The organism is Streptomyces sp. NPDC017890 (assembly GCF_044328675.1).
GTDB lineage: Bacteria > Actinomycetota > Actinomycetes > Streptomycetales > Streptomycetaceae > Streptomyces.
The window spans coordinates 28,473-40,894 of sequence record NZ_JBIRHU010000038.1 but is presented as its reverse complement, the minus strand read 5'-3'; the positions used below and the strand labels follow the sequence as shown (position 1 = coordinate 40,894).

Annotated in this window: 13 protein-coding genes and 1 pseudogene; 7 read left to right on the top strand and 7 right to left on the bottom strand. The window is 71.2% G+C overall.

All coding sequences use genetic code 11. The features are described from left to right. Nucleotides 1-157 precede the first annotated feature (157 nt). The 4 genes from ACH4F2_RS33480 to ACH4F2_RS33465 all read right to left on the bottom strand — a co-directional run bounded on the left by ACH4F2_RS33480 (nucleotide 158) and on the right by ACH4F2_RS33465 (nucleotide 4,822). On the bottom strand, nucleotides 158-2,827 hold the full coding sequence (locus tag ACH4F2_RS33480; protein WP_398136504.1) for an ATP-binding protein: 2,670 nt from the start codon (nucleotides 2,825-2,827) through the stop codon (nucleotides 158-160). A gap of 287 nt (nucleotides 2,828-3,114) precedes the next feature. Further along, complete coding sequence (locus ACH4F2_RS33475) at nucleotides 3,115-3,438, bottom strand: STAS domain-containing protein (protein ID WP_398136503.1); 324 nt, start codon at nucleotides 3,436-3,438, stop codon at nucleotides 3,115-3,117. 183 nt (nucleotides 3,439-3,621) lie between these two features. Continuing rightward, complete coding sequence (locus ACH4F2_RS33470) at nucleotides 3,622-4,470, bottom strand: 3-hydroxyacyl-CoA dehydrogenase family protein (RefSeq protein ID WP_398136502.1); 849 nt, start codon at nucleotides 4,468-4,470, stop codon at nucleotides 3,622-3,624. A gap of 154 nt (nucleotides 4,471-4,624) precedes the next feature. Continuing rightward, nucleotides 4,625-4,822 (bottom strand): hypothetical protein, encoded by a 198-nt coding sequence (locus ACH4F2_RS33465; RefSeq protein ID WP_398136501.1) that lies wholly within the window; start codon nucleotides 4,820-4,822, stop codon nucleotides 4,625-4,627. A 108-nt stretch (nucleotides 4,823-4,930) separates the two neighbouring features. Between ACH4F2_RS33465 and ACH4F2_RS33460 the strand changes: the two are divergent. Next, nucleotides 4,931-5,116 (top strand): annotated as a pseudogene (locus ACH4F2_RS33460) (ABC transporter permease); the annotation flags it as partial. 13 nt (nucleotides 5,117-5,129) lie between these two features. Next, a complete protein-coding gene (locus ACH4F2_RS33455) occupies nucleotides 5,130-5,702 on the top strand; it encodes a cob(I)yrinic acid a,c-diamide adenosyltransferase (RefSeq protein WP_398136500.1) in 573 nt (190 codons plus the stop codon). Here ACH4F2_RS33455 and ACH4F2_RS33450 read toward each other — a convergent pair. Both ACH4F2_RS33450 and ACH4F2_RS33445 read right to left on the bottom strand, forming a co-directional pair. Beyond that, complete coding sequence (locus ACH4F2_RS33450) at nucleotides 5,699-5,890, bottom strand: DUF5708 family protein (protein ID WP_398136499.1); 192 nt, start codon at nucleotides 5,888-5,890, stop codon at nucleotides 5,699-5,701. The two genes, ACH4F2_RS33455 and ACH4F2_RS33450, sit on opposite strands and share 4 nt — an antisense overlap. Next, nucleotides 5,887-6,471 (bottom strand): hypothetical protein, encoded by a 585-nt coding sequence (locus ACH4F2_RS33445; RefSeq protein WP_398136498.1) that lies wholly within the window; start codon nucleotides 6,469-6,471, stop codon nucleotides 5,887-5,889. The genes ACH4F2_RS33450 and ACH4F2_RS33445 overlap by 4 nt, the downstream gene beginning before the upstream one ends. A 152-nt stretch (nucleotides 6,472-6,623) precedes the next feature. Here ACH4F2_RS33445 and ACH4F2_RS33440 point away from each other — a divergent pair, with 152 nt between their 5' ends. Next, complete coding sequence (locus ACH4F2_RS33440) at nucleotides 6,624-7,820, top strand: sensor histidine kinase (RefSeq protein ID WP_398136497.1); 1,197 nt, start codon at nucleotides 6,624-6,626, stop codon at nucleotides 7,818-7,820. Further along, nucleotides 7,817-8,458: a response regulator gene (locus ACH4F2_RS33435; protein ID WP_398136496.1), complete on the top strand. Its 642-nt coding sequence runs from the start codon at nucleotides 7,817-7,819 to the stop codon at nucleotides 8,456-8,458. Before ACH4F2_RS33440 ends, ACH4F2_RS33435 begins: the two co-directional genes overlap by 4 nt. Before the next feature lie 212 nt (nucleotides 8,459-8,670). Here ACH4F2_RS33435 and ACH4F2_RS33430 read toward each other — a convergent pair whose 3' ends face one another. After that, on the bottom strand, nucleotides 8,671-8,955 hold the full coding sequence (locus ACH4F2_RS33430; RefSeq protein WP_398136495.1) for a hypothetical protein: 285 nt from the start codon (nucleotides 8,953-8,955) through the stop codon (nucleotides 8,671-8,673). Between the two features lie 361 nt (nucleotides 8,956-9,316). On the opposite strand from ACH4F2_RS33430, the gene ACH4F2_RS33425 reads away from it, so the two are divergent. From ACH4F2_RS33425 to ACH4F2_RS33415, 3 genes are all read left to right on the top strand, one after another. Further along, complete coding sequence (locus ACH4F2_RS33425; RefSeq protein WP_398136494.1) at nucleotides 9,317-9,553, top strand: hypothetical protein; 237 nt, start codon at nucleotides 9,317-9,319, stop codon at nucleotides 9,551-9,553. Between the two features lie 183 nt (nucleotides 9,554-9,736). After that, nucleotides 9,737-10,051, top strand: a complete 315-nt coding sequence (locus ACH4F2_RS33420) for a hypothetical protein (RefSeq protein WP_398136493.1) — start codon at nucleotides 9,737-9,739, stop codon at nucleotides 10,049-10,051. A 454-nt stretch (nucleotides 10,052-10,505) separates the two neighbouring features. Further along, nucleotides 10,506-12,335: a glycosyl hydrolase family 18 protein gene (locus ACH4F2_RS33415; protein ID WP_398136492.1), complete on the top strand. Its 1,830-nt coding sequence runs from the start codon at nucleotides 10,506-10,508 to the stop codon at nucleotides 12,333-12,335. The last annotated feature ends 87 nt before the right edge of the window (nucleotides 12,336-12,422 follow it).

Genomic DNA, 12,422 nt, shown 5'->3' with positions numbered 1-12,422 from the left:
TTTTTTCTAAATTTGCGTGGGGTGGTTTTTGTTGTTTCTGGGGTTTTTTTGTTTTGGGCGGGGGGGGGGGCCGGGGGGGGGGGGTTGGGGGGGGGGGGGGGGGCCCCCCCCCCCCCCCCGCCCCTCCCGTGCTGTCCCATGACGCCCCCGGGAGGCGTCAGATGATCTGACTGGTCGCCGATCCGGATCCGCTCGGCGTCCCCGGGCCCGTTCCCGTGCCGCTGGTCGCGGTGCTGCTCTGCGAGGCGGTCGCGGTGCCGGCCGGGGAGCCGGCGGTGGTGGGCGGCGTGCCGGGCCCGCTGGCGCTGTTGGACGTCTCCGGGGTCGACGGCGCGGGCGGATCCGTCTCGGTCGGCGTGTTCCCGGGGGTGCTGGGCTCGTCCGTCGGCGTGGGGTCGGGATCCGGCTCGGTGTCGGTCGGCTTCGGCGAGGTCGGGTCCGGTGGCGGCTCGTTGGACGTGGGCGGCTTGACCGGCGAGGACGGGTCGTCCGGCTCGTCCGACTCGCCCGGATCCCCCGGACCCGGCTCGTCGGGCTCGCCCGAGTCGCTCGCGCCGTCCGACGGCGGTGCCGAATCCGTCGGCGTCGGGTCGTCCGAGGTACCGAGGGTGCCGTCCGGACCGGGGTCGGTCGGCCGGCCGGTCGCCCCGCCGATGTCGTCCGAGCCCTCGCCGTCGTCCCTCGGCCGGTCCGCGCCCAGGCTGCCGTCGTCGACGCCCTGGCTGGCCGACGGGTTGACGCCGACCTGGTCGGAGGGGTCACCGGCGTCGTTCTCGGACGTGGCGCCGAGGGTCACCACCGTGCCGAGCACGGCGACGAGCAGCGCACCCGCGCCGGCGGCCACCAGATTGCGCCGCGCGAAGCCCTTGATGTTGATGCCCGCCTTGCGGGACGGCCCGGTGGACGGGTCCCGGCTGGTGACCAGGGTCGGTGACTGCGGAGGCGGCTGGAGCGGCGGGAAGGGCGCGGGTACGCCCGCGGGAGGCGACGCCGACTCCTCGTGCCGCGCGTCGGGCACCTCCTCCCCCGCGGTCGGGCCGAGGCCGAGGACGCCGAGTCCGGCCGCGGCCCCCGCTGCGCCGAACGCGCCCGCGCCGGTGCCGAGGCCGGGCGTGTCCCCGCTCCGGTCGGCGACCAGCGCGAGGGCACGGCGGCCGGCGACGGCCCCGCGCTTGTCGGAGAGCGCGCCGCGCAGCCCGATGGAGGCCTCCAGCTCGGCGCGGGCCCGGTCGAGCTGTCCCTCGCACAGCGCGAGGACGCCGAGTTCGTGGTGGAAGTAGGCCTGTTCCGCGACGTCACCGGCGAGCCGGGAGGCCTCGGTGCCGGAGCGCAGCGCCCGCTGCCAGGCGCTCCAGTGCAGCCCGGCGGCGAACGCGGGCGCCGCGGTGCGGGCCAGCTGGACGGCGGGGCTCTCCTCGTCGCCCACCGGCGCCGCCGGCACCAGCACGGCGAGGGCGGCCAGGACGGCGTCGGCCTCGGCGCAGACCCGCTCCGGGGTGACCGAGGGGTGGCCGGTCCACCAGGCGTAGTGCTGGGCGGCGGCCAGTGCCTTCTCCCGTACGCCGTCGGCGTATCCGGCGCTCTCCAGCTGGGTGAGCACCCCGGCGGCGAGCCGGTAGCGGGAGCCGACCGGCGAGACCAGCCCGCAGTCGGCCAGCTCGCCGAGGGCGGCGTCCGCGTGGGTGTCTCCGACCAGGGCGGGCAGATGCGCCTGGTGCGGCACCTCGCCGCCGAGCGCGACGGCGAACTCCAGGGTGGTGCGCGCGGAGGAGCTCAGCCGGGAGGCGAGCAGCGGCGCGGGCGCGGCGGCCTCACCGAGGGACGGCAGGGGCACGTCGTCGGTCTCGGCGGCGTCGTAGGGCGTGTCGTCGGCCGGGCGGGCGTCGGCGAAGACGCCGAACTCGTCGACGGCGTCGGCGCCGGCCTGCTGCCGGTCGCGCCGGCGCAGCAGGGCGCCGGCCTGGACGAAGCGCAGCGGCAGGCCCTCGGACTCGAACCAGAGGTCGCCGGCCCAGTTGGCCTCCTCCTCGGTGAGGGTCCGGCCGGCGGCACGCTCCAGCAGTTCCACGCCGTCCGAGCGGTCCAGGCCGGTGAGGAAGACCTCCTCGACGGCCGAGTCGGCGGAGGGCGCGGGCACGTCCGGGGTCGCTCCGATGAGGAAGGCGCACTCAGGGGTGGCGTCCAGCAGCTCGTCGAGGGCGGCGCCGCCGAACTCGACGTCGTCCAGGACGACGACGGCGCCGACCTCACGGAGCCGGCCGAGGAGTTCGTCGCGCTCCGGGCGGTGCAGGGGCGCGCGGTGGACGGCGTAGAAGAGGTCGTGGAGCAGGTCGTCGGCCGTGCGGTGGAAGCCGCTGAGCCGGACGACGCCGTCGGGTGCGAGGCCCGCGCAGTCCTCGGCGACGACGTCGAGGAGGCTGGTGCGGCCGGAGCCGGCGGGGCCGGTGAGGCGGACGGAACGGCCGCGGGCGAGCAGCCGCACCAGTCGTTCGCGTTCGTCGTCGCGGGCCAGCAGGCCCAGCACGGTCCGGACCGGTCCCGGCGGGACGGGCGGCCGGGCGGCGCGTTCGGCCTCGGCGCGTTCGGCCGTGGTGAGCTTCTCGGGCCTGGCGGGCCGCTCCGCGGGCGGGCAGACCTCGATCTCGCTGCCGTCGACGGGGTTGACGGTGAGCAGGAAGTCGCCGGACACCAGCTGCACCGTGCGGGCGAGCGCGGGCGTGTGCTGTCCGAAGTCGGATGTGAGGGGGTCCCTGGGCGGGCGCGGGCGCGGCGCCTGGTGGCCGCCGTCTTGGCCGTGCTCCTCGGGTCCCCGGTTGTTCGGGTCCATAGGTTCAAGCCCCCCAAAAGCGTCGTGTGCGGGCCCCGGTCGGGGCCACCCCTCCCGGCCTTGCCGCACACCGCGCTGTCGCTTCTGGTCCGGGCCCGCCAGTGGGTTCTCGATACGGCGGGCAGCCAGACCCTAAACCTTCGCTCAGTATCTCCGACAGTCCGGGGTACCGACCCGTCCAAGACGTCACAGTCTCGTGAGGATTGCGTGTGTCGGGCGTTTGTCGGACGGTTCGCCGAGTGGTGTCCGGGTCTCCCCGGCCCACCGGGTCACACCGGTCCGTGGCGTCACACCCGGGGCAGGGTCTCCACGCCGATGCCGCCCTCGATGGCCAGGATCCGGTGCAGCCGGGTGGCCACCAGCAGGCGCTGCATCTGCGGCGGTACGTCCCGCAGCACCAGCCGCCGGCCGCAGCGGCCGGCCCGCCGGTGGGCCCCCATGATCACGCCGAGTCCGGTGGCGTCCCAGGAGTCCAGTTCGGACAGGTCCAGCACCAGGTCGCCGACTCCGTCGTCGACGGCCGAGTGCAGGACCGTACGGGCGTCCGCCGCGCTGCGGACGTCGAGGCGGCCCCCGACGACCATCTCGACGTGGTCGCCCTTGATGTGCATATGCGCTCCCCGGCGTGCGTCTTTGTCGTCTCTTCGATTCTTCGTGACGGTTCTTCGTGCGGTCTCTCGGCGATATCAGGTGTTGCACCCTCTGACTGGCCGAAACGATCGGAGGTTGCTGCCTGTAAGCGAACCGATACCGAATTCACCCCGGCGTGTGACGTTTCCGGGGCTGATGCGACCTCAGTGCTTGTAGAAGCCCTGCCCGCTCTTGCGGCCGATGTCACCGGCGTCCACCATCCGGCGCATCAGCTCCGGCGGGGCGAACTTCTCGTCCTGGGACTCGGTGTAGATGTTGCCGGTGGCGTGCAGCAGGATGTCGACGCCCGTCAGGTCGGCGGTGGCCAGCGGCCCCATGGCGTGGCCGAAGCCCAACTTGCAGGCGAGGTCGATGTCCTCGGCGGTGGCGACGCCCGACTCGTACAGCTTCGCGGCCTCGACGACGAGGGCGGAGATGAGGCGGGTGGTCACGAAGCCGGCGACGTCCCGGTTGACGACGATGCAGGTCTTGCCGGTGGACTCGGCGAACTCCCGTGCGGTGGCGAGCGTTTCGTCACTGGTCTTGTAGCCGCGCACCAGCTCGCACAGCTGCATCATCGGGACCGGTGAGAAGAAGTGGGCGCCGACGACCCGCTCGGGGCGCTCCGTCACGGCCGCGATCTTGGTGATCGGGATGGCGGAGGTGTTGGACGCGAGGATCGCCTCGTCCTTCACCAGCTTGTCGAGCGCGCGGAAGATCTCGTGCTTGACCTCCAGCTTCTCGAAGACGGCCTCGACGACGACGTCCGCGTCGGCGACGGCGTCCAGGTCGGTGGTCGTGGTGATGCGCGCGAGGGCCGCCCCGGCGTCGTCGGCGGCGAGCTTCCCCTTGGCGACGAACTTGTCGTACGAGGCCCTGATGCCGTCGGTGCCGCGCCGCAGCGCCTCGTCGGTGACGTCGCGCAGGACGACGTCCCAGCCCGCCTGGGCGGAGACCTGGGCGATTCCGGACCCCATGAGACCGGCTCCGATGACGGCGAGCTTCCGTGCCACTGTGCGACTCCCCTGATACAGGCTGTCCTTGAGGGCCTGTCCGGCGCCTCGCGCCGCGTACGCGGGGTCTGCCACTTTCCAGCGACCTGATCCGCCGCACAGGCTCATGTCTTCTCGGCCGGAGATTATCGGGAGCGAAGGGCTGTGTGACCGGTTAGTAACGCGCGTCACGTCTCAAATGACGGACATCACACCGAGCGGTGCCCTCCGGGCGCCAGTCCGCGCCTCGTACGGCGTAGTTGAGCGCCTTCTCGCTCAGCAGGACCTCCGTCCCGTCCATCAGCAGGAGGACGTCGCGGGAGTCCTCCGACGGTTCCCCGCCGACGGCCATGCGCTGCCCGATGGTCACCATGACCGTGCCGCGCCGTGCGGTCGGTTGACCTGACCTGCCATCAGCGCGGGCGTCGTGTCGTCGTCCGCGCCGCCGGTCTCCTCGCGCAGGGTCCGCTCCAGGCCGCCGGGACCGGCCCGGCTGGACGGGCTCTCGCACCTGATGCCGTTCCGCTACCTGGTCGACGCGGTACGGGACGCGTACGTCGGCAGCTGCGCGACGGCGCACATGCTGTACGGCACCCTGGTCGCCGTCGCCTTCACCGCACTGGCCGTGACGGTGGGCACACGCGTCTTCCGTACCGCCGGGGCGTAACTACGCTGGCCTCATGGTCAACCTGACGCGCATCTACACCCGGACCGGCGACCAGGGCACCACCGCCCTCGGTGACATGAGCCGGGTCCCCAAGACCGACCTGCGGATCTCCGCGTACGCCGACGCCAACGAGGCGAACGCGGTGATCGGCACGGCGATCGCCCTCGGCGGCCTGCACGAGGAGGTCGTCAAGGTCCTCGTCCGCGTCCAGAACGACCTGTTCGACGTGGGCGCGGACCTGTCCACGCCGGTGGTGGAGAACCCGGAGTTCCCGCCCCTGCGGGTCGAGCAGTTCTACGTCGACAAGCTGGAGGCGGACTGCGACCGGTTCCTGGCCGAGGTGGAGAAGCTCCGCTCCTTCATCCTGCCCGGCGGCACGCCCGGTGCGGCCCTGCTGCACCAGGCGTGCACGGTGGTCCGCCGGGCCGAGCGCTCCACGTGGGCGGCGCTGGAGGTCCACGGCGAGTCGATGAACCCGCTGGCGGCGACCTACCTCAACCGGCTCTCCGACCTCCTTTTCATCCTGGCCCGGGTGGCCAACAAGGAGGTCGGAGACGTGCTGTGGGTGCCGGGCGGCGAGCGCTAGGCCCGTCGGCGAGCGGACCGGAACAGGCCCCACGCGGTCTGCGCGCCGCCGAAGCACATCATCACGATCCCGACCTTGGTCGGGGTGACGACGGGGACCTCCACGCCCCCGGTGGTCAGCCACAGGACGAGGCCGATCAGGAAGGTGGCGCTCCCCTCCCACACGTTCCGCTCCGGCGGCCGCCTCATCGGTCCGCCCCTTCCTTCTCGGGCTCGGACGTGGCCGGCGCCGTAACGGCCGGGGCCTTCTTCGGCCAGATCGCGTACGTCAGCGCGATCAGGCCGTGGATGCCGGCCGCGCGCCAGGCCGTGTACTGCCAGCTCTCCAGGGAGCCGGTGCGGCTCGGGTCGTCGACGTACCACATGGCGGCCTGGAGCAGCGCGGTCGCCACGGCGGCGGCGATCAGCGTACCGAGCCACACCTTGCCCTCGTGCAGGGCGCGGGCCATGCCGTAGCGCGGCGGGCCGACCGGTTTCGACGCCCCGGCCAGCCGGTGGGCGGCGTGGCCGTCGAGCCATTTCACGGTGCGGTGGCCGTGGCCCACGGTGTAGCCGATGTACAGGGCCGCCAGGCCGTGCTTCCAGCTCGGGTCGGCACCGTTCTTCAGGTCCAGAGCGGTGACCACCAGGAGCACGACTTCGAGCAGCGGCTCGCACAGCAGCAGCGCCATACCCGCGCGTTCCCTTTTCAGCAGGTATCGGACGGACAGTCCGGCCGCCAGCAGTACCCAGAAGCCGATCTCGCAGACGATGATCAGGGTGACGATCACTGTTCGCTCCTTTCGATCGCTCTTCCAGGCTGCCGTCCGGATCGGGCCGGGTCGTCGTCGCCGGTGACGAACCTCCGGTACATCGAAAGATGCAGCACAGGACCGTCCCCCGGGATCAGGCGGGCGGGACGCGGGCCGTGTTGGATGGTGGCATGGCCCCACGACTCCCCCGCCCGCGCCGCTTCGACGTGTACGCCGCGTCGGCCGGCCTGCTCGGCGGGCTGCTGCTGTGGGGCATCGGCCTGGGCATCCGGCCCGCCGACGAGGCGTACGTGCTGTTCGCCGGCGGCTGGCCGCTGCTGGTCCCGCTCGCCGTCATGGCGGGCTGCGAGCTGCTGCGCCGGGCCGCGCCGCGCACCGGCCTGCTGGTCGGCACGGCCGCGCTGGTCACGGACCTCTTCACCCAGGGCAGCCTCGTCACGGTGATCATGTACACCGACGTGATGTACGCCGCCGTGCTGTACGGCCCGCCCGCCCTGGCCCGCCGCACCCCGTGGATCACCGGGCTGCTCACGGTGGCCGCGACGGTGGTGCCGTTCGCGCTCTGGCGGGCGCCCGAGGCGCTGCTGATCGGTGTCGCCGTCGGGGTGGTGTCGTTCGCGCCGGCCTCCACCGGTCTGATCGTGCGCAACCACCGGGAGACCGCCGACGCCGCCTTGCTGCGGGCCCAGCAGACCGCGCTGCTGGCCGAGATGGACCGGGTCCAGGCGGTGACCGCGGAGCGCTCCCGGATGGCCCGCGAGCTGCACGACATGGTCGCCAACCACCTCTCCGCGATCGCCATCCACTCCACGGCCGCCCTCTCCCTGGACGACCCGGCGACCACCCGGCAGGCGCTCGGCGTCATCCGCGAGAACAGTGTCGAAGGGCTGGCCGAGATGAGACGGCTGATCGGCATCCTGCGGGACGACGGCGCGGACAAGGAGCCGGCCGCCACCCCCACCCTCGACGGCCTGGGCGCGCTGGTCGACGGCGCCCGCGCCAACGGACTCGACGTCACTCTGGAGTCGGCGCCCGGCGAGGACCTGCCCGCGCCGGTCGAGCTGGCCGCGTACCGGATCGTGCAGGAGTCGCTGACCAACGCGCTCAAGCACGCCGCGCGGGGGACGGTACGGGTCCAGCTCACCCGGCACGACGACGTCCTGCGCCTCCTGGTGTCCAGCCCGTACGGCGACCGGGAAGCCCCGCGCGCGCCCGGCTCCGGCGCCGGCCTGGTCGGCATGCGGGAGCGGGCCGCGCTGCTGCACGGCACCTTCGAGGCCGGTCCGGTGGCGGACCCCGACTCGGCCGGCGGCAAGATCTGGACCGTACGCGCCACCCTGCCCCTGACCGAAGGAGACCTGCCATGATCCGCGTCCTCGTCGCCGAGGACCAGTCCGCCGTCCGCGCGGGACTGGTGCTGATCCTGGGCAGCGCACCGGACATCGACGTGGTCGGGGAGGCCGCGGACGGCGAGCAGGCGGTGGCGCTGGCCCGCGAGCTGCGGCCCGACCTGGTGCTGATGGACGTCCAGATGCCGCGTCTGGACGGGGTGTCGGCGACCCGGCTGGTGGTCGCGGAGCGGCTCGCCGACGTCCTGGTACTGACCACGTTCGACCTGGACGAGTACGTGTTCGGGGCGCTGCGGGCGGGGGCCGCAGGTTTCCTGCTGAAGAACACGGAGGCGAAGGACCTCCTGGCGGCCGTGCGCACGGTGGCGGGCGGGGAGGGGATCGTCGCCCCGGCCGTCACCCGGCGTCTGATCGCGGAGTTCGCCGCGAAGCCCGCCCGGGAGCCGGCCGCCGATCCGGCGGTGCTGGGGAATCTGACCCGGCGCGAGCGTGAGGTCCTGGCCTGTCTCGGTGAGGGACTGTCCAACGCCGCGATCGCCGAACGGCTGGACATGGCCGAGGCCACGGTCAAGACGCACGTCAGCCGACTGCTGGGGAAGCTGGAACTGCGCAGTCGGGTGCAGGCGGCGGTGCTGGCACAGGAGTTGGGCGTCTAGGGGCTGTCCTGGTCGCGCCCCGGGCCGGGCCCGGGCGTTCGGCCCCCTCTGCACACCCGCGCCGAGCACCTGCCGGAGGCTCAGGGCACAAGAAAGTGGCCCCCGAAGAGGAACGGGGGCCGCTGGGAAAGGCTTGCCAACCTGACCTGTCGCCTCTGGGCCGGGCCGGGAAAGCTGTCAGTGACGGCTCGCCCGGCCACCGGTCAGAGGTATTAGTCCTTCTTGAGGAGGAAGTTGGCCTCGGCGCTGTTGTCCTCCTCGTCGACGATGGTCAGCTCCCTCTCGTCCTCCTCCTTGTTGTTCTCGGAGCAGTCGATGTTGTTGTTGGCCGACGACAGGATCGGGATGTCGATGACCTCGACGACGTCGCAGCTGAGGACCTGCGAGTTGTTCTCGAACTTCGAGGTGTCGTCGTCGGCGGCCGCGGCCGTGCCGGCGGCGCCACCGGCCATGACGAGCGCGGTGACGGTGCAGGCGAGAGCCTTCTTGAGAGCCATGCGGGTTTCCTCCTGAGTGGGGTGTGTGATCACCGAAGGCATGTGCCCACTGATGGGCGTCACACAATCGGCAGTTGTACCGGGCTTGGACAAGCTCAGCCGGACTTGACTGTGCTTTCCGTGCGGCTACCAATGCAACGAATCCATACCCCGCGAGTTCTGCTCCAACGGAGTGAATTGCGGAACCAGGGCCCCGGACCCGATCCTCGCCTCCGGCGCCGACGGGCTACCAGGTTTCGCGTTTCTTTGCCTCCGCCTGCACGCTCAGTATTGTTCGGCCGCAGGTAACTGCGGCCGGTGAGAACTTCTTGTCATGCGCAGGTGCCCAGCCCCCGTCCCCGACCCAGACAGGACCCAAGGAATGTTGAGCACTCGTCTGGCCTTTCTCTCTTTGTGCGCGGTGCCCTTGGCGGCACTGCAGGCCGGAACCGCTCACGCGGGAGAAGAGCCCGTGAAGTACTACGTGAACAAGACCCAGATCCTCTCCTGCGTGAACATCGAAGTTCTCGACCTTCCGATCGCGTCGACTTCGGGCACGACGATCGACTGTTCCGATCATCATGAAGAAATGACGACCACGTCCCTGGCATACGAATAAGGCTTCACTCCGTCGGAGCAACACCCGCCCGACCGCGGCTTCGTTCATTGAGTAGTCGCGTCGGGAACGTGCTGCCGGAGGACGGATTGGCAGCCGCAAGACGCGGTCACCACAGAGTGCGGGCGATGTCCTCAGGAATTCGCCTGCCTCTAGTTCGTCAGACCCCATTCAGGAGGAAACCCCATGGCTCTCAAGAAGGCGCTCGCCTGCACCGTCACCGCGCTGGTCATGGCCGGTGGCGCCGCCGGCACGGCCGCTGCCGCCGACGACGACACCGCGAAGTTCGAGAACAACTCGCAGGTCCTCAGCTGCCTGCCCCTCGAGGTCATCGACATCCCGATCCTGTCGTCGGCCAACAACAACATCGACTGCTCCGAGAACACCAAGGAGGAGGAGGAGACCGAGATCACCGTCGTCGACGAGGACGACAACAGCGCCACGACCAACTTCCTCGTCTCGGACAAGGACTCGGACGACCGGCACCACGAGTACCGCTGAGTCGACTCCCGGGCGAGCCGTCCTCACCCGACGGCTTCACCCGGCCGCGGCACCGACAAGGGCCGCGGTGGACTCCGCACTCGCTGAACGCGAGCCGAGCGGCTCCCGGGCTTTCATGCCCGGGGGCCGCTCCGCCGTTTTTGGACCTCCGCGCGCGACCACGGCGGGTACCGCCGGGCCCTGCGCGTGATGACTCACGCAGCCGCCCGGGATACGGGCCGCCCCGCCCGTCGGCCGAGGTCACGCCGCCGAACGGCTCCCAACCCCCCACTTCTCGCCTGCGAGTCGGACGCGGACCGATTCCAGTCACCACCGGGGGCAGCCGGGGGAAGGCCGCATCGGAACAGTGGTCCAGACCTATTGACCTATGGTCCAGACCTTTCTATTCTCGCGGCACTGCGGGCATGAGGCTCAGTCATGCCCACAACAACAACTCCCCATAAGGAGGCGCTTCATGCGCTTCAGACACAGAGCCGCGGCACTCGCCGCCACCCTGGCGCTCCCCATGGCCGGGCTGGTCGGACTGGCGAGTCCGGCACAGGCGGCCACGAGCGCGACGGCCACCTTCGCCAAGACCTCGGACTGGGGCACCGGCTTCGGCGGCAAGTGGACCGTGAAGAACACCGGCACCACGACCATCAGCTCCTGGAACGTCCAGTGGGACTTCCCCACCGGCACCAAGGTCACCTCCGCCTGGGACGCCACGGTCACCAACTCCGGTGACCACTGGACCGCCAAGAACCTCGGCTGGAACGGGACCCTCGCCCCCGGGGCGACGGTCACCTTCGGCTTCAACGGCAGCGGCCCCGGCTCCCCGTCCAACTGCAAGCTCAACGGCGGCAGCTGCGACGGCGGCCCGGAGATTCCCGGCGACGCGGCCCCGTCCGCCCCCGGCACTCCCACCGCTTCGGGGATCACCGACACCTCGGTGAAGCTGTCCTGGTCGGCGGCGACCGACGACAAGGGCGTCAAGAACTACGACGTCCTGCGCGGCGGCGCCAAGGTCGCCACCGTGACCGGCACCTCGTACACGGACAGCGCCCTCACCAAGGGCACCGACTACTCGTACACCGTCCAGGCCCGCGACACCGCCGACCAGACCGGCCCGGTCAGCGGCGCCGTGAAGGTCACCACCACCGGCGGTGACGGCGGCGGCAACCCGGGTGGCGGCGAAGAGGTCAAGCTGGGGTACTTCACCAACTGGGGCGTCTACGGACGCAACTACCACGTGAAGAACCTGGTCACGTCCGGCTCCGCCGACAAGATCACGCACATCAACTACGCCTTCGGCAACGTCCAGGGCGGCAAGTGCACCATCGGTGACGCGTACGCCGACTACGAGAAGGCCTACACCGCGGACCAGTCCGTCGACGGCGTCGCCGACACCTGGGACCAGCCCCTGCGCGGCAGCTTCAACCAGCTGCGCAAGCTGAAGGCCGAGTACCCGCACATCAAGGTCATCTGGTCCTTCGGCGGCTGGACCTGGTCCGGCGGCTTCCCCGACGCCGTGAAGAACCCGGCCGCCTTCGCGAAGTCCTGCCACGACCTGGTCGAGGACCCGCGCTGGGCCGACGTCTTCGACGGCATCGACCTGGACTGGGAGTACCCGAACGCCTGCGGTCTCAGCTGTGACGAGACCAGCGCCCCCAACGCCTTCAGCAACATGATGAAGGCCATGCGGGCCGAGTTCGGCGACGACCTGGTCACCGCCGCCACCACCGCCGACGCGACCGACGGCGGCAAGATCGACGCGGCCGACTACGGCGCCGCCGCGCAGTACATCGACTGGTACAACGTGATGACGTACGACTTCTTCGGCGCGTGGGCGAAGAACGGCCCGACCGCTCCGCACTCGCCGCTGACCTCGTACGACGGCATCCCGCAGCAGGGCTTCAACTCCGCCGACGCGATCGCCAAGTTCAAGGCGAAGGGCGTGCCGGCCGACAAGCTGCTCCTCGGCATCGGCTTCTACGGCCGCGGCTGGACCGGCGTCACCCAGTCCGCGCCCGGCGGCACGGCCACCGGCCCGGCGGCGGGCACGTACGAGACGGGCATCGAGGACTACAAGGTCCTCAAGAACAGCTGCCCGGCCACCGGCACGATCGCCGGCACGGCGTACGCGCACTGCGGCAGCAACTGGTGGTCCTACGACACCCCCGCCACCATCACGTCGAAGATGAACTGGGCCGAGCAGCAGGGCCTGGGCGGTGCCTTCTTCTGGGAGTTCAGCGGTGACACCGCGAACGGCGAGCTGGTGAGCGCCATCGACAGCGGTCTGAAGTAGTCCCCGGCCGGTTCCGAGCCGCGTTCACCCTCCCCGGGGTCTGCCCGGTGGAGGGCGAACGCGGCTACGCGACGTTCACCCTCCCCC